Here is a 21,417-nt window from a genome sequence, read left to right as displayed (position 1 = left end):
CAACTCAAAAGCACGTTATTGAAATGAGTGCTAACTACCGATGTTTAAGTTTTGAGCATTAGCCTAGTCTGGTGAATAAAGGCCGCACTATGGACTTTGTTTGCCAGACGTAGCTAAGCACAGAAACTTATCGGTAGAAGCAAGTTATCAATTGCCTATCAAGTTGAAAAGGCGGTGAGCCTTAGGAGAAATATTTTTGTTTTTTGACGGATTCAAATGATAGCGTGTAAAAACTGGTTTATAACGACCTTAACATTCCGGAACGTTAAGTTTTAAGAATGTCAATGTGGATACTAAGTCGAATCAATTAGCAATGAATTGTGGATAAGTCTGTGGATTGTGGGTATAACACGGTCGATTGAGTACCATAGTTATCCACAAGTTAACGAAACGTCAGTGGATAACTATTTATTTAAAATTATAATCGAATTACAAACATTGGTATGACAGTGTTTATAATAGAAAAACAAGTAATTTAAGGATTTCTTAAATAGTGGATAACTTTTTTGATAAAAAAAGTAAAAAAATTTTCGAATCGATTATTTTGTATCAAGAAAATTTCAGGACACCATATTTGGGACGAACACCTGTGCATATGTGGATAATTTTTGTGGATAACTTGTCATTTTGGGTGATTTCCTGTGTATCCCTTTTTTTTCGACTCATTTTCGCATAAACTATAAAGAGATAGTAGGAGGATTTCGATGAATATTAAAGTGATTACCGTGGGTAAGTTAAAAGAGAAATATTTGAAGGCTGGGATTGCGGAATACGCTAAACGGCTTAGCAAATTTTGTAAATTTGAAATGATTGAAGTTGCGGATGAAAAAGCGCCCGAATCACTGAGCAACTCAGAGATGGCGACCGTTAAAGACAATGAAGGCGAACGGATCTTAAGTAAGATTAAGGATAAGGAACACGTGATTGTCCTCGCGATTCAAGGCAAACAACGCGCTTCTGAAGAATTCGCCAAAGAAATTGCCGATTTAGGAACTTACGGTAAATCCGATATTACTTTTGTGATTGGTGGTTCACTCGGGACCAGCGACTCGGTTAACAAACGCGCTAACGACGCGCTCTCGTTTGGCAAACTAACCTTACCGCACCAATTGATGCGTTTGGTCCTGACCGAACAAATCTACCGCGCGTTCATGATCAATGTCGGGAGTCCGTATCATAAATAGGATAATTAATGTGAATAGTATTTGAATCGGTAAAGAATTACTTATCAATCAGGTTATATCTAGATAAAAAGGCACCGGATGCGCTAATCAAGCGCGCCGGTGCCTTTTTAATCTTTAAATAATATGTTTTTTGCGGAATTCACTAGGTGAGCATTGTAAATGTTGACTAAAGACACGACTTAAATAGAATGCGTCGTTAAAGCCAGTTCGATCAGCAATTTCAGTTAACGAAAACTCAGTTGTAATCAATAACTCTTGGACTTTTTTGAGCTTCAACTTAGTATAAAAACTGACCGGAGTTTCACCGGTTAATTTTTTAAATTGGCGTGAAAAATAAGCAGCATTGACGTCTGAGTTTTGTGCGATGGCGTTAATTGATAGGGTTAGATTATGTTGCATTAAATCAATCGCGTCGGCTACAGTTTTACTTTTTAAATGCGTAAAATGACATTGAGTTGTTTGGAGTCGAGCTAATTCTTCTTGCATTAAGAAATCATTAATAACGTGGGCTCTGATTAGTTCTGCAGAATTGCTAAAATTAAAATTTGTTTTTCTTAACATCGTACAATTATCGGCAAAACGGCTAGTTGCAAAATGATGCTGGCCAATTAAAGGATTATCTAATGCTAAATTAGAAGTGATACGGATAAAATGAAAGGTCATCGGAATAATCATTTGACGTTGAAAAGAAATATAGGGCGGAATTAATAAGATGTCATTGGCTTTAGCGATTCCTTGATGCTGACCAAATTGAAATTCACATTGACCGGTTTCAATGATGTACATAATCCAATGGGAATCGGTATCGGTTGCAAGTTGAAAAGTGGGTTTGTTTTGCCAATAGGTGTAACCCTGCGTTGATAGACTCATTTGATAACCGTCCCTTCTATAGTCAAAATAATACATGTTTTAGTAAAAAAAGTAAATTGTGCAATGAGTAACAATCTAGTAAGGTTAGATTATCGAAAGGGAGGAAATATCTTGAGAAGAGAAACTGTAAGCGCAAACATAACGGTAGTGGGTGGTGGTTTAGCAGGAATATGTGCTGCTATTTCTGCTGCACGCCTAGGTAAAAAAGTTACATTGATTCAAAATAGAGGCGTTCTGGGTGGTAATTCTAGCAGTGAAGTTCGAGTCTGGGTAGCTGGCGCAACTAAGCACGGGGTCAACCGCTATGCACGTGAAACAGGTATTATGGGTGAACTTTTTGTTGAAAATCAATATCGCAATCCTGATGGGAATCCTTATTTATGGGATGCGTTATTAATGGAAAAAGTTCGGGATGAAGCGAATATTACTTTGTGTCTAAATACAGAAGTAACCGCGGTTAAAATGAAAGAAAACCGGCAAATTGAAAATGTTGAAGGGTTCATGTCAGGTTCAGAACGCGTATTAACTTTTGAAAGCGAATACTTTATTGACTGTACTGGGGATGGCTTAATCGGATTTTTAGCTGGGGCCGAATTTAGTATTGGAAGAGAAAATCGTGATAAGTATCAAGAAAGTTTAGCACCAACGACAGGGGATAGTGAAACATTGGGCAGTACGTTATTTTTCTATACACGTGACACCGGACATCCTGTTAAATATGTAAAACCTAATTTCGCAAAAGATATTACTAAAACGGCGATTATGAATAATCGCATCATTAAAAAAGAAGATAATGGTTGTGCCTATTGGTGGATTGAATGGGGTGGCGAATTCGATATTGTTCATGATAATGAAAAAGTTCGCGATGAGCTTCAAGCAGTTGTTTATGGCATCTGGGACTACATTAAAAATTCTGGGCAATATGATGCTGAAAACTTAACGTTAGATTGGATTGGTTCTGTGCCTGGTAAGCGTGAATATCGACGTTTTAAAGGAGAATATGTACTAAAACAGCAAGATGTAGAAGAACAAATATTATTTGAAGATCGAATTGGTTTTGGTGGTTGGTCAATCGATTTACATCCAGCGACAGGTATGTATAACGATTCTGTAGGGGCAAGACATTCGGTAGCAGATGGCGTTTATCATATTCCTTATCGTATTTTGTATGCTCAAGATATTGATAATTTATTTTTTGCAGGGCGTGATGTTTCCGCGTCCCATGTGGCATTTGGGACGATTCGGGTAATGGCAACTTGCGCGGTAATGGGCCAAGCGGCTGGAACGGCTGCGGCTTTTGCAGTTGAAAAAGAAGTCCGGCCAACAGATATTTATCATAAGTATTTAGCTGAATATCAGCAAACGTTATTAAAAACTGATGGCTCAGTTTTAGGAATCAAAAACCAAGATAAGTTAGATTTAGCACGACAAGCACAGGTTAGTGCCAGTCATACGTTAACGGAAATTAATACGTATGCGCCAAATGCAGAACAATATCCTTTGAATAAGGCTGTTGCTTTTACAATTCCGGTAGAGCCAAGTATTGAACAACTAGAACTTTTTGTTGCAACTACCAGAAAAACGGCTTTAACGGTGAAATGGTATACGACGGGGAAACCACAGAATTATATTCCAGATCAATTGGTTGGACAACAAACAATTGAGTTACCGGGACAGTTTACAGGATGGCAAACCGTGGAGATTAATTTTTTACCCAAGCAAGCACAAAATCTTTTTGTAGTCGTAGAAAAAAATCAAGATTGTGCTCTTTATTTGGGTAACCAAGCTTTTTCAGGGGTATTAAGTTATATTGATAGTCCAATTGGTGAACTCAGCCAGCCAGAATTACACGATTATACAAGAGAAAGTCCCTTATTATATTGGACCAATCAAACCATTAATCGCCGTAATTTTATTTTTAGAGTTGCAAAGACAACAGCGTTTTCTGCAGATAAATTAATTAATGGCTATGTTAGACCGTACGGTGGGCCCAATATGTGGGTAACGACGGCCAGTCAGACACCCGAAATAATTGAGCTTAAGTGGGAGCAAGAACAAACTGTTTCACAAGTTAATTTAACGTTTAATGACGATGTTAATGAAGATATTATTAACTTGCATCACCACCGCACTCGTTTTGAGATTGTCCCAGAATTGATTAAGGATTTTCAAATACTTTATCAAAAAGACGATCAGTGGCTTCCATTATGGCAAGTTACAGACAATCGGGTACGGCACTTAGTGAAACAATTTGAACAATCTGTAAAAACTAAAAAGTTGCGGATCGAAATTATACAAACTAACGGTAGTCAGCAAGTTTCATTGAATGAAATACGAGTTTATTAGGAGGTAAGTTGTTGTGACAGAAACTAAGACTAAGAAGAAACTATCCACCAATATGCGGTACGTTATTTTAGCGTTTGTCTTTATTAACATTGTGATTAATTATATGGATCGGACAAATGTTTCGATTGCAATGCCAGAGTTAGCGAAGGAAATTGGTTTAACAACGGTTCAACAAGGTTTAATTTTTTCAGCTTTTGGCTGGATATATGCAGCGATGCAAATTCCAGGAGGTATTTTATTAGATAAATTTGGCTCACGAATTATGTATTTTATCAGTTTATTCGGTTGGTCCTTAATGACTGTTTTTCAAGCATTTGTGGGGGGCTTTGGACAACTAATGGGGCTTAGACTGGGTGTTGGCTTCTTTGAAGCACCTGTTATGCCGGCGAATAATCGGGCGATTTCGTATTGGTTCCCAGAAAATGAACGGGGCTCGGCAATTGGAATTTATTCATCAGCCCAATTTTTAGGACTTGCGTTTTCAACGCCAATTCTTTATGCCGTGCATAATGCAATTGGCTGGCGTGGCCTATTTATTATCACTGGTATTATCGGCATTGTTTGGTCGATTATCTGGTATCTCTTTTATACAGATCCAGAAAAAAGTCGTTTCATCGGTCAAGATGAGTTAGCCTATATTAAGGCCGGGGGCGCTATTACAGATGGCGATCAACAGCAACCGACGACCGAAAAGACACAAAAGACTAAACTAACTGCAGCTAATATTAAACAATTATTTACACGCCGGTTAATTGGTATCTATATTGGACAATTCGCTATTTCTGGAACGTTCTGGTTCTTTTTAACTTGGTTCCCAACTTATTTAACGAAAGCTAAACATATTAATTTTATGCAATCAGGCATGTTATCAAGTGTTCCCTACTTGGCGGCATTTTGTGGGGTAATCTTGGCAGGAATCATATCTGATCGCTTAATTAAAATGGGTAAAACACCAAGCTTTGCACGAAAAGCGCCGGTGATTACCGGCCTACTACTAACGTTGCTGATTTTAGGTGCAAATTTTGTTTCAAGTCCAATTTTAATTATTACCTTTATGTCGATTGCCTTTTTCGGCAATGGTTTGGCAACCATAACGTGGGTCTTTGTGACTGCACTTGCACCTAAACATCTAATTGGACTGGCAGGCGGTATTTTTAATGGCTGTGGGGCCTTATCCTCAATTGTCATTCCCATTGTGATCGGCTTTTTAGTTTCTAAGGGGAATTTTTCTTCTGCATTAAGTTTTATTGCTGTTGTGGCATTGTTAGGCGCTCTTTCGTATATTTTTGTTGTTGGCAAAATTGATTTGGACTCAGATAAGTAAAGCGACCAATCACATAAATAAATCTATAGCGGGATCCGATTATCAATTCGATAATCGGGTCTTTTTTGATGCCCCAAGCAATTTTAAATGCTTTACCGCCTGCAATTTGCAAGGAAAAACGCAGGTTGTGGCACGTTATCATTGGCTTTGTTCTTTTGATAACATAACTAATGACGAGATTAGTGGTAAGAAACTTGGAAAGAGGTGTCAGGTGTGTGAAAGTTGAGCGGGAAAATCTGCAAGATGTTTATAGTCAATTATTCGATTTAATTGGGGAAGAAGCGATGTTGAAAGTTTATTCAGCCTATCGTGGTCAACAACTAACATTACCAATGCGCATGTACGCGGGGGATAAGGTCGCTAAATCGGTTCAAAAACAATTTAATGGCCATAATTCAGCGGTATTAATGCATAAATATGATTATTCACAACGCTGGATTAATAAAGCGATTAGTCAAAAAGAGACTTAGTAATCTTTGGAGAGAGGGTTTGTGAGGTATGGGAAAATATTGCGCTAATTGTGGTACTGAATTGCCACCGGAAGCAAAATTTTGTACAGATTGTGGGCAAAAGCAATCAGCAGTTCAAAAGGATATAGTTACTGAAGCGACCGAGCGCCAAGATGATCAAATAACAACTGAGACAGTTGAAGAAAAGTCATCAGAATCAACGGTGGTTGCTCAACCGACGGAAACTAGCCAAACTGAAGAACAAGATAATGATCAATTGCAACAAACGTTGAGCGAAGGCAAGGGTGCTAGTTCGGCAGCGGATACCCTATTGGGATTAGTGGCTAAAGGCGGGATGGATGTTGGTCCGTTGATGCGTGAACGGGCCATTATCGACAGAAAAATCGAACTGGGTTATTCCGATAATCCCGATAATTTTGTTTACGTCGCTACGCCAATCGATTGGTCTGACTTGATTACGATTGGCGGTTTGACTGGGATGAAGAGCCAACACTATGTCATGAGTTTCGAGGCAGACGGCATTCTATTAATGGGTTGTATCGGCATGATGAAATTCAATGACGATAATCACTTCATCAAAAATAGTGACGTCACTAAAATGGATGTTGAAAAATATCCAATTACGAACGAATGGGATCATATGTATCTTGAAATTGATGACCAGCAATTAGAATTGTTAGTCCAACGGCCAACGTTTAGTGTCATTAAATGGCACCGTAGAAACTTTAAAAAGGTTCTAACCTATACCATGTAAACGTGAAGTGGCCATCTCGGGGGAGTATCGAGGTCAACTGAAGCAGGATTTAATAATAAATATAAAATAATGGAGTGTGGGTATTATGAGTGAACAAACAAAAAAGAAGATTTTTGATAATTTAGACGTGTTTGGGGCAATTATCATGATTGTCGCCCTATTTTTAGGGGCTTTCTATAAGGATAACGGTGGCGTATTTGGCGCTTTAGAGTATCCAGGATATCGGCTGATTTTTAATAGTGACTATATGTTGGGCACCTTAGTCATTGCTTTACCATTAATTGTTTTGATTACTAATTACGTGGATGCTTTAAAAAAATACGATAAGTTAATTAAATTGGTGTTACCAGCGATTACGTTAATTTTCGTCTTTGTTTTAAAGGGCCAAGTCGCCGATGAAATTGCGACAGGCTCAGGTGCTGCTTTGTCATTTGCACTAGGTGGCTGGATCTACATTCTTGGAAATGTCATCGGATTAGCTGCCGGTGCCGCAGGCTTCTTTGGAGTTAACCTTGAGAAAAAAGCGGACGAATTGATGAACAAGAAGAAATAAAGAAGTTAGGTATTTCTTTTAAATGAGTCTTTCCTAATGTTTCTAATTGTGCTATCATTAAACCACAAAATAAAAACGTGTAGGAGCCAAGTAGGTCATTTTTGCGCTAACAGTGAGTTGGGGAATAGTGGAAACCCGACAAGTGGCAATTTGATTGAATAACCCTCCTTAAAGTTTCAGGCTGAAATGTAGCGCGCACAAAGTAGGCCTCGACGTTACCGGAACGTTATCACCGGCGCGCATGTTAGTGCGTTTAGTAGAGGTGGTCCGCAATTGTGGGCAACTTGGGTGGTACCGCGAAAAGTCTTTCGTCCCTTGTATTAGGGGGATGAAGGGCTTTTTTTTATTTTGTGAATTCAATGAGGGAGTCGATTAATATGCATTTAACCATACCAGAAAATTATGATCCAAAATTATCCAGACGGGAAACTCAGGCTGCGATTCGCTTTATCCGCGAAACGTTTCAGGATGAATTCGGCCAACAAATGAACCTATCCCGTGTGTCGGCACCGATGTTTGTCGATCACGCAATGGGGCTAAACGATAACCTCAACGGCGTGGAAAGCCCCGTGTCATTTACGATGGCCGATTTTGACGGACATACGATTGAAATCGTCCATTCATTGGCGAAATGGAAACGGATGGCGCTCGCTAAGAATGATTTTGAACTACACGAAGGGCTCTACACCAACATGAACGCGATTCGTAAGGACGAAGATTTGGATAATTTTCATTCGATTTATGTCGATCAATGGGATTGGGAAAAGGTGATTGCGAAGTCTGAACGGACTGAAGCGACGCTCAAACAGACTGTCGAAACGATTTTTAAAGTGATTAAACACATGGAACACGAAGTTTGGTATCAATATCCGCAAGCAGTCCACCAATTACCCGATACTGTTCATTTTGTGACGACCCAGGAATTAGAAGACCGCTGGCCGGCTAAAACGCCGAAAGAACGTGAGAATGCCATCACGCAAGAATTGGGTTGTGTTTTCTTAATGCAAATCGGTGGGTTGTTAAAATCGGGTCAACGCCACGACGGTCGGGCCCCAGATTATGACGATTGGACATTGAATGGCGATCTCCTATTCTGGTACGCACCGTTAAATTGTTCACTCGAATTATCGAGCATGGGGATTCGGGTCGACGAAGCAGCGATGCAACGCCAATTAAAAGCGGCGCATGCTGAAAATCGAGTGTCGTTACCGTTCCACCAAGCGCTATTAAACGGCCAATTACCTTACACGATTGGTGGTGGGATTGGCCAATCCCGACTCTGCTTATTATTATTGGGCAAAGCGCATGTTGGCGAAGTGCAAACCAGCATCTGGCCACAAGCGATGATTGACCAGTGCGAATCAGCGGGGATTCAGTTGTTGTAACCGGTTGGAATTACTTTGAGAAGAACGACAAGCAACTAACTCGCTAACAGCAAAAGCCCCTCTAGAAAGTTAGGTTAAACCAACTTTTTAGAGGGGCTTTTAACAATATTTGACAATGCCTTAAATTCAGTTAGCTTACTGTTTAAAATAAGCGATGGCTGCGGCCAAATTTGGATAGACTGCGACCGTTTTTGCCAATATTGCCGGGGCGGGTTGGTGCATGTCGGGAATACAAATCACGGGAATGCTGGCTGCATTAGCGGCTTGGATACCCGCTTCACTATCTTCAAAAATCAAGGCATCATTGGGGGCCAAGGCCATTTTAGTGCGGGCCTTATTGAAAATATCCGGGGCAGGTTTCCCGTGGTTGATTTCGGCATTAAAGGTCAAAGCGTCAAAGTAATGTTGGATATTATTTTGTTTCAAAATGAGTTGTGCCCGATCTGCCGTACTTGAAGTGGCGAGGCCAATCAGATATTGATGACTGGCTAAGAACGCTAGTAATTGTTGGGCGCCTGGTTTAAGTGCAACCCCTCTTTCTAAGAATTCTGATTCAATTTGCTGAACGTAATGCAGACCTGTGGTTGTGGTGATTGGTAAATTGAAAGTCTGAATTAAGTTGTTCATATTATCTAGTGCATTATGCCCACTATAATTGGCCGCATAATCGTTAGTGGTAAAATCAAAAATACCGTGGTGGGCTAGTAGGGCACGATACATTTCGAATGAAATGATTTCTGAATCGACCAAGAGACCGTCCATATCGAAGATAATTCCTTTAGGCATATAACCGACTCCTTAAGAAGAGATTTGCAAGTTCGAAAACCTGATAGATTTATCTTAGCATACTGAGGATTGATAATGATAGCGGTTTCGGAACGTGGTATTATGTAAAAGTTGGTTTAATAAAGGCCACAATTATCTAAGGTAAAATTATCATAATCCCTCTATGGTTGTCAGACGAAATAATATAATTTCAGTTGTTGTAACCAATAATTATATGGACTAAAAAACCTGCTATCAGTCAAATAACAACTGATAGCAGGTTTTTTATGTCATAATTTAACTGTTATATAGAGAGGCACCACTGGTTTTAATAACTTCTTGGTACCAGTAGTAGCTATCCTTTTTATAGCGGTTGTTAGTACCATTGCCAAAATCGTCTAAGTCGACATAAATAAAACCATAGCGTTTGGAGATTTGATTGGTAGAGGCTGAAATAATATCGATGACGCCCCAAGGCATATACCCAATAACGTGACACCCTTCTTTAATTGCCTCGTTGACTTCTTGGAAGTGACGTTTGAAATAGTTGATTCGATAATCATCATGAATTTGATGGTCAGCTTCTAATTGATCAATAGCCCCAATCCCATTTTCTGAAATCATTAATGGTAAATGATAGCGATCATTTAATTCAATTAAGCTAATCCGTAAACCAATTGGATCAATTTGCCATCCCCAGTCACTTGTTTCCAAGTAATCATTTTTGATTGAAGTTGTCAGATTACCGCCTACTTTTTCTAATCCTTCGCCATCGATGCTACAAACCATCGACATGTAATAAGAGAAGGTAACATAATCAACTGTGTTTTCTTTCAATAGATTTTGATCGCCAGGTTGCATTTTCAAATCAAAATGTTTATCTGCTAATTCAGTTAATAGCCATTGTGGATACTCACCTAGAACTTGAACGTCTGAATAAAACATATTTTCACGGTTATGTTTTTGAGCAAGTGCTACGTCCTCAGGGTTAGGTGTTAGTGGATAAGCAGTACGCTTGGTTAACATGCAACCAACCATAGCAGATTGATTCTTTGAGTGAATGTATTTAGTCGCTAATGCACTTGCAACAAACTGATTATGAACGGCTTGATAGATAACCTCTTCAGTTTTAATTTTATTTTTATATTTTTCTTCAACAACACCAACGGTTGTAAAGGGGTGTCTAAAAACTGAATCGATTTCATTGAAGGTTAGCCAATAAGTGACATCTTCATTGAAGTTATCGACACAAGTTTCTACAAAGTGTTCAAAGAAATCGACAACTTCGCGACTGGCCCAACCATCATAATGGTTAACAAGATATAATGGCATTTCATAATGAGACAAAGTGACGATTGGTTCAATATTTAAAGCATGCAATGTTTGGAACATGTTCTTATAGTAATCGATACCAGACTGGAGCGGTGTTTTTTCAGTACCGGTTGGGAATAGCCGGGTCCATGCGATTGATAATCGAAAGGCGTTAAGACCTAGTTCTTTGAGTAATTTTAAATCTTCTGGGTATTTATGATAGAAATCAATACCACGACGTTTAGGGAAGTTGGTAGTATTGTTTGTTTGCATCCCTTCTTCGATAGTTTCAGGATTAACGTGCCATTGATTAACATAGTCTTTAGGATCTAGTTCAGGGCGGTATTTAGAAACGTCGGCAACACTCATACCTTTGCCGTCAATATTCCAAGCACCTTCTGCTTGATTAGCAGCAATTGCACCACCCCACATGAAATCTTTAGGAAAATACGTTTGTTTATTAGTCATTAGAATTAATCTCCTTTAATTTGTTTCTAAAAATTCTGTATAGTTTTCACCGTTAAAACCGGCAATCGATAGATTAGTGACTGGATGGTTAGTGAATATCATCATAACCGTTGGATCGTAACCTAATTCTGTGAGAGCAGCTAAATCAAACTCTCCAATGACTGCACCACGTTTAACTGATTGCCCTTGTTTTACGAGTGAAGTAAAATGTTCACCTTTGAGATTAACGGTATCTAAACCAATATGAACCAAGATTTCTGTTCCATTTTCACTAGTGATACCGTAAGCGTGTTTCGTTGGAAAAACCGCTGAAATGGTACCTGTAACAGGCGCCGTAATGGTGCCTTCACTAGGGATAATTGCAAGACCATCACCCATTACACGGGTAGAAAAAACATCATCGTTAACTTTTGTAATAGATTCAACAGTGCCAACGACGGGTAGATTAATGGCATCCTTATTTGCTGGTGTTGATTCTTCATCATCAGTCGTTTTCCCTAATCCGAGGATATACGTTAGTATTGCGGATAGGACAAAAGACAGGGTGATCCCAATAATATAGTAAATAAAAGTAGGACCAAAAAAGGCAGGTAAAGTTGTTAATGCAGGGAAAACGTAAACTGAGGCTTTAACACCTAATGCACCAACAAAAGCACCGGCAATCCCACCAGCAATCGTTTGTGCAATTAGAGGACGTTTAAATCTAATTGATAAACCATAAACGATGGGTTCAGTAATTCCGCCTAATAGTGCCGGCACTAATGCCGATAACGATAGAGATTTGATAGATTTATCTTTAGTTTTTAAGAAAACACCGAGTGCGGCACCAGCAGTTGCAAAGGTAGCCATTGCAATCATTGGCCGAATTGTATCATAACCTTGAGTTGCAATATTATTAATCATAATTGGCACGATAGCCCAATGAACACCGACCATTACTAGATAGGTCCAGCCAGCGCCAACAAGTGCGCCAGCTAAGAGGCCACTGTGTAAGGAAACGAAGTTAATGGCATTTCCGACTGCTTCCCCAACATAAACACCAATTGGTCCAAATACGATGGCTGTTAACGGCACCATTATTAATAATGCGCATAATGGTAAAGCAAAAAGTTCAATAGATTTCGGAATAAAGCGCTTTAAAATTCTTTCAACTTTAGAGTAGACGTAAATTGCAAGAATCGCAGGGATGACTGTTCCAGAATAGGTCATAAGTACGGTGGGAATCCCTAAAAATGAAACGACTGTCCCGGTTTTTGCAACCATGCCGACGAAGTTAGGTTCCATAAGTGCGCCAACAATACATAGTGCGATAAACTGATTGGCTTTGAAAACTCGAGCAGCACTGATGGCCAGTAACAAAGGTAAGAAGTAAAAGCACGCATTACCAGCTGCTGCTAAAATTAGATAGGATGAACTCTTGGCATCCAGTAAATGGTAAGTTGTTAGGATGACTAAAACAGCTTTCAACATACCTGATCCCGCGAGCGCAATAATAATGGGATTAAAGATAGAACTAATGACGTTGAAAAAACGTGCTAGGATATTACCAGTAGGTTTTTCTGACGGGGCCTCGGTACTCGTATCATTATCTGACCCTAAAGCTGATTTAATTGGGTACAGTTGCATGATCGTATCGTAGACCTCTGCAACAGCACTACCGATGACGACTTGAAATTGGCCATTCGCCTCAACAACTGATAGGACGCCTGAAAGTTTCTGAAGTTCATTTTTGTTGCTTTGGGCAATCGTAGGGACCTTTAATTTAAATCGAAGTCTAGTGATACAATGATATAAGTTAATAACATTATCAGCACCGCCGATTAATTCAATGATTCTAGTTGCCAAAGCATCATATTTTTTTGACATATTTTTAATATCCTTTCGTATAGGTTTTACAAGTATTATAATAAAACGATTACATTAACGAGAGTGGATAGTTTACAAATTGGAAACTATCCAACAGGTTTAATAAAGGAGGTATGGTTTAATGTCAGTGCTCATAACCCGATTACTAGCAGTTATTAATGCTGGAAATATCAACTCAACTGATTATCAAATTGCACAAGCGTTTTTGGCACATTACTATGAATTACATGATCTTTCAATTACAGAAATTGCTCAAATTTGTAATGTCTCTAAAAGTAAAATTTCTAAATTTGTTAAAATTCTTGGCTTCGATGATTACATTGATTTAAAAGATAATGTATTCCAACATGAATTTACCAATAAATTTCAAAACGAACTTAATTTTAATCATAACGTGCTAGATGATATTTATCAGAATGGATATTCACATTTTGAAGCAGCCGTTCTATCTGATGTTAAGCATTTATTTGCAGATACGAATCAAATCTTAATTAAAAAATTAGCACAGGATATTTCTGATTATAAGAACGTTGCAGCATTTGGGCTACTTTTTAGTGGGATTGGGGCTTTAGATTTACAGTATAAATTAGCTTATAACGATAAATATATTACTTGTTTTTCAGATGATAAGAAGCAAGATGATTTTGTTAAGAATGCGGGAGCGGATACTTTGATTATTATCTATTCAAATTCAGGTGATTTTGTTGAGTTTAACCAAACATTTCTATCACAGTCACAGAAAAAATCGTTTCTGAATTCTAAAGCAAAAATTGTGGTTATGACGAGTAGTGCACAGACACACTTACTGCCATTTATTGACTATGTTATCAAATTTGAGAATACGACTGATATTCAGACCCATAGTCTGCAATATAATATTTTAAATGACTTTATTGTATATGAATATCGGCAATTGATGCGACAAACTGAGGTGTAGGCGAATAATTGATTGTTAATTAATGGTAGAATTAATGCTAGATGTTAGGTAAAAGTTAAAGGGGTGGCGTAATGGTTAAGTGTTCAAAGTGTGGGACTGAAAATCCAATTGGGGATAATTTTTGTATTAATTGCGGTAATCAATTGCAAACAACGCGTGTTGAAAAGGAAATACCAATATATCGAACGGCGACACCACAACAGAAACCCGGCAATCCGCAACGATTGTGGGCCGGGATTGTGGTCTTAATACTGGTTCTAGGTGGCGGTGTTTGGTATGTCAAAGATTCGCAAGCCAAATCAACAGCACGTGAGGCCGCTAGCCGTAAAGAACGGCGAATGAGTCAATCAGAATCAGTTAGCGCTAGTTTACGAGCTGAAGAACGCAAACAAAAAGAGACTGAGTCCAAATCAGCATCGAAATCAACAGCTAAAAGCAAAGATGACGAATCAGCTAGCGATACGCAAAACACAACGGCTGATTCACACCAGTTGTCTAGCAGTCAAAAACAATTAATCACGACTCAGTTTTTAGAATGGGCTGCTGGCCGGGCAAAAACGGGTAATATGGCGGTCAGTGATTATTACTTTGATCACGGTGCGGCTGGGCAAGGTGATTGGTACGCCAATACGCCGGATGGGCAAATTCAAGTTCAGAACAATCAACAACCTGGCGCTAGTCATTTTAAGATTCATGCGATTGGTGGGGTGATATTCTATACTGCTAAAGATGGTCTAACTGGGATTGATAGCTCGTTAGATAGCGGTTCTTTTGCTGAAGGGTATAGTATTAATCTGGACAGTAGTCAACCCGTTTCGAAATATCTATTGGGTGATAATGGGATTGTTTATGAATGGAAAACGGGGAATGGCACGGGTGTTTCACAAACGGATGGCTTTGGTGAAAAGGCAGATGATCAATTAGCTGAATATCACCCCAAGGTCACGTTTGCCATTTCCGATGACCAAGCAGCGACTAGTGAATTACGTCAATTAATCCAAGCGATTTCGTAACGCTAAAAATAGTCGAATCACATGAGAAATTAAACAGCATAAAGCAGTGGTGACAGAAGTCTTAAGTAAATATTCTTCTCCGACGCGCGCCAGAACTCATCAATTTCCGTTCAAATTAAAAAATCCGATTATCCCTAAATTCAGGATAATCGGATTTTCCAACTTGATACTCAATTGATAACCGAGTTCTGTCACAGCTTGTTTTAATTTATTCTTCCGTTGGAATTTCACGCAACACGCGCGCGGGGTTGCCGACGATAATCACGTTATCGGGGAACGACTTCGTGACGACACTGCCAGCACCGACGACGACGTTCTTGCCGAGGGTCACATTGGGTAAAATCGTGACGTTGGCGCCGAACCAAGCGTGGTCGCCGATGGTGATGGGGCCTGAAATTTCGATTTTAGTGGCGCGTTTAGTGGGATCGATTGGGTGGTAAGGCGTCAATAATGAAACGCCGGGGCCGAATTTACAATGATCACCAATCGTGACTTGGGCTTCATCGCAAATCAACACGTTACGGTTTGCGTAAAAATGGTCGCCAACTGTGATATTATCGCCAAAACTACATTCAAAGCCGGTTTCAACGAAGAAGTCGGTCCCAGTCTGACCTAACAAACTTTGAATCGCGTTAATTCGTTGCTGGTTGTCGAATAGTTGGCCCGCTTTTTGGAGCGCTAAGCGGGTCGCGTCCCGTTTGGCAATCACCGTGGGGGAATCAAAATACCATTCACCGTTTGTCATTTTTTTAAACGTTTCATCTTTTTCAATCATCCTAAAAATCTCCTCTATTCCTTAAAACACATACCTTTACGATAGAACACTTAGTGGCTAAGTGCAAATTGAAATAATTTATCATTAGCAATTTTCAGCAAAATTTGTTACAATATAATTCTACTAAAAAATTAAATAAAAGTGCGTATAATTGATCAGCACAAAGCAGAACCTTGCTTTGTGCTGTTTTTTTTATGCGCTGATGGAGGAATTAACACATGGAATTTGCATTAAGATTACCTAGAAACGCCAAAGAAATGGTTTTATTTATCGGGATTATTTCAATTTTATCGGTCAACATCATCGCACCATTGGTGACTGGCTTTGAAGTCGGTTTTTCATGGCAAGCCTGGGGCGCAACGCTCCAAGTGATTCCTTGGCTATGGTTATGTGTCGTGGTATTAGTCGTTTTGACGCAACAACCCGCACAATGGATGGCCAATAAATTAACGGCTGACGACGATAGTTTCTCAGCTAAAATGATTATTACGGAACTCTGTAACGTTTTTCTGATGTCGATTTTCTTAACCGTCATCGGAACTTGGATTGGTGGCCACGCGTTTAATATGGTCCCAATTATCCATTTCTTTGAAAAATGGCCCCGGAACTTTGCAATTGCCTTTGCCGTTGAAGCGATTATCGCTCAACCGATTGCCCGGACAGTCATGGCTAAGTTACACCAGCACCAAGATCAAGCTCAAGAATCAATTGAACTGAATAACTAGTAAAAAGAGCCTGTGACGTTCGTCTAAGTGTTCCGATATTAAACGAATATTCTTCGTTGGCGCGTGCCAGGAATCATCAATTTTTGTTCAAATCAAAAAACGAGTATCCTAAATTCAGGATACTCGTTTTTTTAACTTGAGACTCGGTTGCTGACTGCAAATCAGCGCGCTTCTCAAGCAATCTTCTCTACCTAACTACAAAATGCCAATTATGGTTAAGTTCAACCATAATTGGCATTTTTAGGTTATGCTCGAAGATTAACCGCTCGAATCAGCGCTCTTCTGTTTTAACGTGCTTTTGAGTTGCAACAACTTCCGCTTAATCTAAAATAACGTATTACGACTGGAAAACGTCATAATACGTTATTTTTATTAATGCTCAGTTGCTACCCGCAACTCAACGCACTCAGCGCTCTAAACGCGCTTCTCGAGTAGCCTTCTCCGGTTAACGACAGGATACAAATTATGGTTAAACCCGACCATAATCCGTATCCTTAGGTTAATCCTCGAAGCCTGATCAACTCGAGTTAGCGCTCTTCTGTTTTAACGTTTAACTGATTTAATGCAGAGCATTGCGATGCCACCGACTAATGAGAAGAGGAATGAGACGATGAAAATCGCGGAGAAGCCAAACCAAGAAATGACGACCGCCGCGAGGACTGGTGCGATGGCTTGAGTAATGGTGTTTCCTAAGTTGTAAACCCCTAGGAAGAAAGCGACCCGATTTTCATCAGGAATCACTTCAAGATTTAAGAGGTTGTCGAGTGAGTTCCAAACACCCATCCCGATGCCGGCTGCAAACGCGTAAACGATAATGCCGGTATTATTTCTAAAGAAGAAGAGCATCAAAGCGCCGAATGCGAGGAACAGGGTTGAGAAAGCGACCGGATATTTCAAAACTTTAAATTTATCGGAAATAGGACCGGCGATGAAGCCCATTAGAATTCCGAACACGAGCATGATGATGTTGATTAATTGAATGGACGATTGCGTTTGACTGCCCATGTGTAAGAAGTCGGTCATAATGTAGAGAATATAACCGGTAATCGCGAAGTTGCCGACGCCTTGGAATAATTTACCAATCAAGGCGAGATAGTAGTCCCGACCGACGTGCCAGCTAGGAAAAATCGCAGCAGCGTCTTTCAATGAGAGTTTTTTAGTCGTTTCTTTATGGACGATCGCGTCGTCTAAATTAGAAGGTTCGCGCACGATTGCAGCGGCGATTAATGTGCCAACAAAAGTGATGATCCCAAAAATCATGAAACCTAACCGAAATTGACCCAATAACATGGCACCAACGACGTTAAAGGCGTTATTGCCTAAGGCCATCCCTAAACCGCCATATGCGGAAGAAGCGGTACCGCGACTATCTTTCGGGGCTAAATCGATCCAAGCGACCATCGGGGCCACGATGAAGTTCAACGCGGCTTGCCCGACCATCCAAGCGGCTAATAGTAAGGTAATAGTGGGTGCCATTGAAGCGGCAATCATCGCCAGCATGAAGACGAAAGAACCGCCGATAAGCCAAGGTGTTCGTTGCCCAAAGCGTGAACGGGTTTTATCGGATAAGGCGCCCGCGAGCATATTTGAAATCGCCGCGACGACCATCCCACAGGTTGAAAACAAGGCGACCAATTGAATTTTATTGGCAGCATCCAGATGTTGGATGAGTGCGGGTAAGAAAAGACTATTCATAACGATATACGGGCCAAGCCAACTAGCGGGGCCAATGATTAAACCGGGGATCAGTCGTTTAAGGGTGACTACTTTTTTTGCCATGATAAGAACTCCTTTTAGTTGTTTTGAACGGTGTAATAATCAAAATCAGCAAACGAATCATGTTGATGTGCGTCGATGGCGCCGATGAAGTTGAACAGGCCAGTAAAGCCGCCAATCTCGCCGGGTTCACCGTTAACGCCTTCGTCAGATAGGTAGCTAACATCGATTGATTGACCGAGTTTTAACCAGTCATTCTGCGTGGCCAATCGGTACCAAACTTGAACGACACCGAAATGATAGACGAGTTTAATCTCAGCGGTTTGATTCGGAACCACAATTTGGTGGTGGCTATCATCTGTTCGTTCGCCAAGTTTGGCTTGTAAAATACGCAAGATGGTGCCATCTTCGGTATCGTTGAGCCCTAATCGCGCATAGAGCCAGTTATTCGAATCATAATAAAGACCGAGGCCAGCTGATTCGGAATAATGATCGGCTTGGAAAGTCACTTTTGTTTGGACCGTGTAGTCCAAGGAAGTTGCCCGAGTCGCCATAATGGCTGGATTAATCTGGGAGAAGAAGGAATTGTTGCCGTAAATCCGTAAATGATGGGGCTGTTCAGTGGTATTCGCCCAATGCGCGGCTTGTTCATGGTAGGGGGTCATAAACCGCAAGTCATAGGTCGCCTGTTCGAATTGGTCGTCGATGTCATCGGCGTTGGCTAATTGTGTGGTCTGACTGCCGGTCATTCCAGGCGTCGTCATCTTAGCGAAGTTGGAACCGTCCGCCATTTGTAACCAACCATCGCGCCAGACCATTTTTTGGAGCGACGTTTCGCGACCTAGTGGGTTTAAGGTTGTCTCCGGTAATGGCCGCGACATGAGATGGGTGATATACCATTCATCGGTTTGTGTTTGAACCAGTGAGCCATGGCCCGCTTTTTGCATTAACGAATTCGGATTGTACATTTCGAAATGGCCTGCATCGGGGTCGCCTAATGAGAAAAGATGTTGGGGCGCCGATGTGATAATCGGTTCACCAGTCGGGTTCGGTTCATAAGGCCCCAAAATGGTTTTAGACCGGCCGATTTCAACACCGTGCGCATAACCAGTCCCGCCCGCGGCAATCAGTAAGTAATAATAGCCATCGTGCTTGTAGATTTGGGGGGCTTCAGCGCAACCGCGAGTGGTAAAACCAGTCGTCACCCGGTGCCAATCACCGATAATGCCACCTTGGTCTAAATTGACCTCCGCAATCACGATATGACCAGGCGCTTGATACCCAGTCCGCGTTTCCCATTCGAGGATTGAAACGTAATGGTGACCATCGTCGTCGTGGAAGAGGGCGGGATCAAAACCAATTGACGTTAAATAAAGGGGTTTTGACCAAGGACCGTTGATATTGTCGGCCCAAACAGCGAACGAGTCAGAATTGAATTCGCGGCCCGCCATGTTTTGCATGTGCGAATAAGCTAACCAGTATTTCTTGGATTGGGGATCATAAGAAAGATGGGGGGCCCAGATTCCGGCCGGGGTACTCGTTCCCCGCAAATCAACTTCATGGTTGGTTAGCGCGTATGAGCTGAGTTCCCAATTGGCTAAATCGGTGGAATGAAAAATCTGAACCGCCGGATTCCAATGGAAAGTGGAAGTCGCGATGTAATAATCTGCACCTACTCGAATGATCGAGGGGTCAGGGGCCATGCCCTTGATGATTGGGTTTTCAATAGTTGTCATCATTGATGTACTCCATTCTTTGAACTAACAATCATTGCTAAATATGCTATTATAGAGTGAATTGATTGTTTTGAGTTTGATTTAAGAGGTCTTCGTTATCTTAAAATGAAAGCGCATCCTAGTCAATGAAATGAAAGCGTTTAGTCAAGATATTGCTTTTGATACGTAAGAATTGTCATATTTTTTAAGCGGAGGTTTTTGAGAATGGTCAGACAACATCATGAAAATGTCATCTCTAATTTAGAGATGGGCGTTCGTTTCTACGAATCAGTTGTTGAAACAAACGGGTATGTGCCTTTTCATTGGCATAGTAGTATCGAGTTGATCTATGTCATGTCGGGTCAATTGATTTTTAAGTTTGATGGTGAGGCGCACGTTGTTCAAGCGCAGCAGTTTATCGTGATTCCATCGGGCGTCGTCCATGATGTGACCAGTACAGCAAATAAGGCACTCGTCTTACAAATCCCATTAGATTTTATGGCGCAATATTGTGATGATCCGGCTAATTTAAATATGATTCTAAAGGCACCAACCGATGAGTCGTATCAAAAAGTAGTCGGTTTATTAAATGAATTGAATCAGATTAACACGCGGCAAAAAGCCGGGTATCTATTTGATTTTGGGATTATTTTGTTAATGATTTTAAAAACGGTGGTTTTAAAATTCGGAACTGCCGAATCAACGAAAATTCGTCAAGATACGAGTGGTTTGAAAGATATTATCACTGAAATTAACCGACACTATACCGAACCATTACGGGTCAGTCAATTGGCCCGCAAATTCGGTTACAATCCGAGTTATTTATCAAGATTATTCAAACAACAAATCGGGATTACGATTGTTGAATATCTCTATGAACTGCGATTGAGTGAACTATATCAAGATCTGATTAAAACAACGTTACCTATTAAAGGGTTAGTGCAAAAGCACGGTTTAACGAATGAACGGACCGCCAGAGAAATGTTTAAAAAAATGTATGGCGATTTACCGAAGCAGGTCCGATTGAAGTACCACCGGTAACCACCAAAAAATACCGCATCCTGATTAGACGTGGTGTCTAACCAGGATGCGGCATTTTTTGATTCGTGATATAGGCTAAATAAAATGAAAACAAGCGATTCTCAGCTGAGAATCGCTTGTTTTTTAGTTGCTATGCAAGCTAATTAGCGAGTCATAACTTAAGAGTAATAAACCTTTTCTCTAAGTAACAGTTTATACC

At 40.4% G+C, this 21,417-nt stretch carries 18 protein-coding genes and 1 other annotated feature; of the genes, 11 read left to right on the top strand and 7 right to left on the bottom strand.

What is annotated here, in order from left to right; all coding sequences use genetic code 11:
- Window positions 1–704: 704 nt before the first annotated feature.
- A complete protein-coding gene (gene rlmH, locus ACVPPQ_RS04190) occupies window positions 705–1,184 on the top strand; it encodes a 23S rRNA (pseudouridine(1915)-N(3))-methyltransferase RlmH (protein WP_463495921.1) in 480 nt (159 codons plus the stop codon).
- Window positions 1,185–1,298: 114 nt separating this feature from the next.
- On the opposite strand, the gene ACVPPQ_RS04185 is transcribed toward rlmH, so the two are convergent.
- On the bottom strand, window positions 1,299–2,054 hold the full coding sequence (locus tag ACVPPQ_RS04185) for a helix-turn-helix domain-containing protein (protein WP_463495919.1): 756 nt from the start codon (window positions 2,052–2,054) through the stop codon (window positions 1,299–1,301).
- A gap of 63 nt (window positions 2,055–2,117) precedes the next feature.
- Here ACVPPQ_RS04185 and ACVPPQ_RS04180 point away from each other — a divergent pair, with 63 nt between their 5' ends.
- The 6 genes from ACVPPQ_RS04180 to asnA all read left to right on the top strand — a co-directional run bounded on the left by ACVPPQ_RS04180 (window position 2,118) and on the right by asnA (window position 8,886).
- Window positions 2,118–4,400 (top strand): FAD-dependent oxidoreductase, encoded by a 2,283-nt coding sequence (locus tag ACVPPQ_RS04180; RefSeq protein WP_463495917.1) that lies wholly within the window; start codon window positions 2,118–2,120, stop codon window positions 4,398–4,400.
- 52 nt (window positions 4,401–4,452) lie between these two features.
- On the top strand, window positions 4,453–5,724 hold the full coding sequence (locus tag ACVPPQ_RS04175) for an MFS transporter (protein WP_463496334.1): 1,272 nt from the start codon (window positions 4,453–4,455) through the stop codon (window positions 5,722–5,724).
- A gap of 215 nt (window positions 5,725–5,939) precedes the next feature.
- Complete coding sequence (locus ACVPPQ_RS04170; RefSeq protein WP_463495915.1) at window positions 5,940–6,194, top strand: Mor transcription activator family protein; 255 nt, start codon at window positions 5,940–5,942, stop codon at window positions 6,192–6,194.
- 28 nt (window positions 6,195–6,222) lie between these two features.
- Window positions 6,223–6,948, top strand: a complete 726-nt coding sequence (locus tag ACVPPQ_RS04165) for a zinc ribbon domain-containing protein (RefSeq protein WP_463495913.1) — start codon at window positions 6,223–6,225, stop codon at window positions 6,946–6,948.
- Window positions 6,949–7,033: 85 nt separating this feature from the next.
- The gene (locus ACVPPQ_RS04160) at window positions 7,034–7,501 is read left to right on the top strand and encodes a hypothetical protein (protein ID WP_463495911.1); all 468 of its coding nucleotides are present in this window, start codon (window positions 7,034–7,036) and stop codon (window positions 7,499–7,501) included.
- 69 nt (window positions 7,502–7,570) lie between these two features.
- Window positions 7,571–7,820, top strand: a binding site (T-box leader).
- A gap of 58 nt (window positions 7,821–7,878) precedes the next feature.
- The gene (gene asnA, locus ACVPPQ_RS04155; RefSeq protein WP_463495909.1) at window positions 7,879–8,886 is read left to right on the top strand and encodes an aspartate--ammonia ligase; all 1,008 of its coding nucleotides are present in this window, start codon (window positions 7,879–7,881) and stop codon (window positions 8,884–8,886) included.
- 135 nt (window positions 8,887–9,021) lie between these two features.
- Here the strand turns inward: asnA and ACVPPQ_RS04150 are convergent, their stop codons facing one another.
- From ACVPPQ_RS04150 to ACVPPQ_RS04140, 3 genes are all read right to left on the bottom strand, one after another.
- On the bottom strand, window positions 9,022–9,672 hold the full coding sequence (locus tag ACVPPQ_RS04150) for an HAD family hydrolase (protein WP_463495907.1): 651 nt from the start codon (window positions 9,670–9,672) through the stop codon (window positions 9,022–9,024).
- Between the two features lie 276 nt (window positions 9,673–9,948).
- Window positions 9,949–11,430, bottom strand: coding sequence for a glycoside hydrolase family 1 protein (locus tag ACVPPQ_RS04145; protein ID WP_463495905.1), 1,482 nt, complete (start codon window positions 11,428–11,430; stop codon window positions 9,949–9,951).
- 15 nt (window positions 11,431–11,445) lie between these two features.
- Window positions 11,446–13,296, bottom strand: a complete 1,851-nt coding sequence (locus ACVPPQ_RS04140; protein WP_463495903.1) for a beta-glucoside-specific PTS transporter subunit IIABC — start codon at window positions 13,294–13,296, stop codon at window positions 11,446–11,448.
- Between the two features lie 121 nt (window positions 13,297–13,417).
- On the opposite strand from ACVPPQ_RS04140, the gene ACVPPQ_RS04135 reads away from it, so the two are divergent.
- Together ACVPPQ_RS04135 and ACVPPQ_RS04130 are read left to right on the top strand one after the other, a co-directional pair.
- On the top strand, window positions 13,418–14,233 hold the full coding sequence (locus ACVPPQ_RS04135) for a MurR/RpiR family transcriptional regulator (RefSeq protein WP_463495902.1): 816 nt from the start codon (window positions 13,418–13,420) through the stop codon (window positions 14,231–14,233).
- 71 nt (window positions 14,234–14,304) lie between these two features.
- Window positions 14,305–15,246, top strand: a complete 942-nt coding sequence (locus ACVPPQ_RS04130) for a zinc-ribbon domain-containing protein (RefSeq protein WP_463495901.1) — start codon at window positions 14,305–14,307, stop codon at window positions 15,244–15,246.
- Between the two features lie 208 nt (window positions 15,247–15,454).
- Here the strand turns inward: ACVPPQ_RS04130 and ACVPPQ_RS04125 are convergent, their stop codons facing one another.
- A complete protein-coding gene (locus tag ACVPPQ_RS04125; RefSeq protein WP_463495899.1) occupies window positions 15,455–16,021 on the bottom strand; it encodes a sugar O-acetyltransferase in 567 nt (188 codons plus the stop codon).
- 218 nt (window positions 16,022–16,239) lie between these two features.
- On the opposite strand from ACVPPQ_RS04125, the gene ACVPPQ_RS04120 reads away from it, so the two are divergent.
- On the top strand, window positions 16,240–16,746 hold the full coding sequence (locus ACVPPQ_RS04120; RefSeq protein WP_025082826.1) for a hypothetical protein: 507 nt from the start codon (window positions 16,240–16,242) through the stop codon (window positions 16,744–16,746).
- Between the two features lie 543 nt (window positions 16,747–17,289).
- Here the strand turns inward: ACVPPQ_RS04120 and ACVPPQ_RS04115 are convergent.
- Window positions 17,290–18,525: an MFS transporter gene (locus ACVPPQ_RS04115; protein WP_463495897.1), complete on the bottom strand. Its 1,236-nt coding sequence runs from the start codon at window positions 18,523–18,525 to the stop codon at window positions 17,290–17,292.
- 14 nt (window positions 18,526–18,539) lie between these two features.
- A complete protein-coding gene (locus ACVPPQ_RS04110) occupies window positions 18,540–20,198 on the bottom strand; it encodes a family 43 glycosylhydrolase (protein ID WP_463495896.1) in 1,659 nt (552 codons plus the stop codon).
- A 204-nt stretch (window positions 20,199–20,402) separates the two neighbouring features.
- Between ACVPPQ_RS04110 and ACVPPQ_RS04105 the strand changes: the two genes are divergently transcribed.
- On the top strand, window positions 20,403–21,218 hold the full coding sequence (locus tag ACVPPQ_RS04105; protein WP_463495894.1) for a helix-turn-helix domain-containing protein: 816 nt from the start codon (window positions 20,403–20,405) through the stop codon (window positions 21,216–21,218).
- The last annotated feature ends 199 nt before the right edge of the window (window positions 21,219–21,417 follow it).

It is taken from the genome of Latilactobacillus parafuchuensis (assembly GCF_055271665.1).
This window is presented reverse-complemented; position numbering and strand designations above follow the sequence as displayed.

Excerpts from the sequence above, each read along its gene's own strand:
- ACVPPQ_RS04130 (WP_463495901.1), top strand. The coding sequence starts at position 14,305 with ATGGTTAAGTGTTCAAAGTGTGGGACTGAAAATCCAATTGGGGATAAT.
- ACVPPQ_RS04180 (WP_463495917.1), top strand. The coding sequence starts at position 2,118 with ATGAGTAACAATCTAGTAAGGTTAGATTATCGAAAGGGAGGAAATATC.
- ACVPPQ_RS04115 (WP_463495897.1), bottom strand. The coding sequence starts at position 18,525 with ATGGCAAAAAAAGTAGTCACCCTTAAACGACTGATCCCCGGTTTAATC.
- ACVPPQ_RS04110 (WP_463495896.1), bottom strand. The coding sequence starts at position 20,198 with ATGACAACTATTGAAAACCCAATCATCAAGGGCATGGCCCCTGACCCC.
- ACVPPQ_RS04135 (WP_463495902.1), top strand. The coding sequence starts at position 13,418 with ATGTCAGTGCTCATAACCCGATTACTAGCAGTTATTAATGCTGGAAAT.
- asnA (WP_463495909.1), top strand. The coding sequence starts at position 7,879 with ATGCATTTAACCATACCAGAAAATTATGATCCAAAATTATCCAGACGG.
- ACVPPQ_RS04185 (WP_463495919.1), bottom strand. The coding sequence starts at position 2,054 with ATGAGTCTATCAACGCAGGGTTACACCTATTGGCAAAACAAACCCACT.
- ACVPPQ_RS04140 (WP_463495903.1), bottom strand. The coding sequence starts at position 13,296 with ATGTCAAAAAAATATGATGCTTTGGCAACTAGAATCATTGAATTAATC.
- ACVPPQ_RS04145 (WP_463495905.1), bottom strand. The coding sequence starts at position 11,430 with ATGACTAATAAACAAACGTATTTTCCTAAAGATTTCATGTGGGGTGGT.
- ACVPPQ_RS04150 (WP_463495907.1), bottom strand. The coding sequence starts at position 9,672 with ATGCCTAAAGGAATTATCTTCGATATGGACGGTCTCTTGGTCGATTCA.
- ACVPPQ_RS04125 (WP_463495899.1), bottom strand. The coding sequence starts at position 16,021 with ATGATTGAAAAAGATGAAACGTTTAAAAAAATGACAAACGGTGAATGG.
- ACVPPQ_RS04120 (WP_025082826.1), top strand. The coding sequence starts at position 16,240 with ATGGAATTTGCATTAAGATTACCTAGAAACGCCAAAGAAATGGTTTTA.
- ACVPPQ_RS04175 (WP_463496334.1), top strand. The coding sequence starts at position 4,453 with ATGCGGTACGTTATTTTAGCGTTTGTCTTTATTAACATTGTGATTAAT.
- ACVPPQ_RS04105 (WP_463495894.1), top strand. The coding sequence starts at position 20,403 with ATGGTCAGACAACATCATGAAAATGTCATCTCTAATTTAGAGATGGGC.
- ACVPPQ_RS04160 (WP_463495911.1), top strand. The coding sequence starts at position 7,034 with ATGAGTGAACAAACAAAAAAGAAGATTTTTGATAATTTAGACGTGTTT.
- ACVPPQ_RS04165 (WP_463495913.1), top strand. The coding sequence starts at position 6,223 with ATGGGAAAATATTGCGCTAATTGTGGTACTGAATTGCCACCGGAAGCA.
- rlmH (WP_463495921.1), top strand. The coding sequence starts at position 705 with ATGAATATTAAAGTGATTACCGTGGGTAAGTTAAAAGAGAAATATTTG.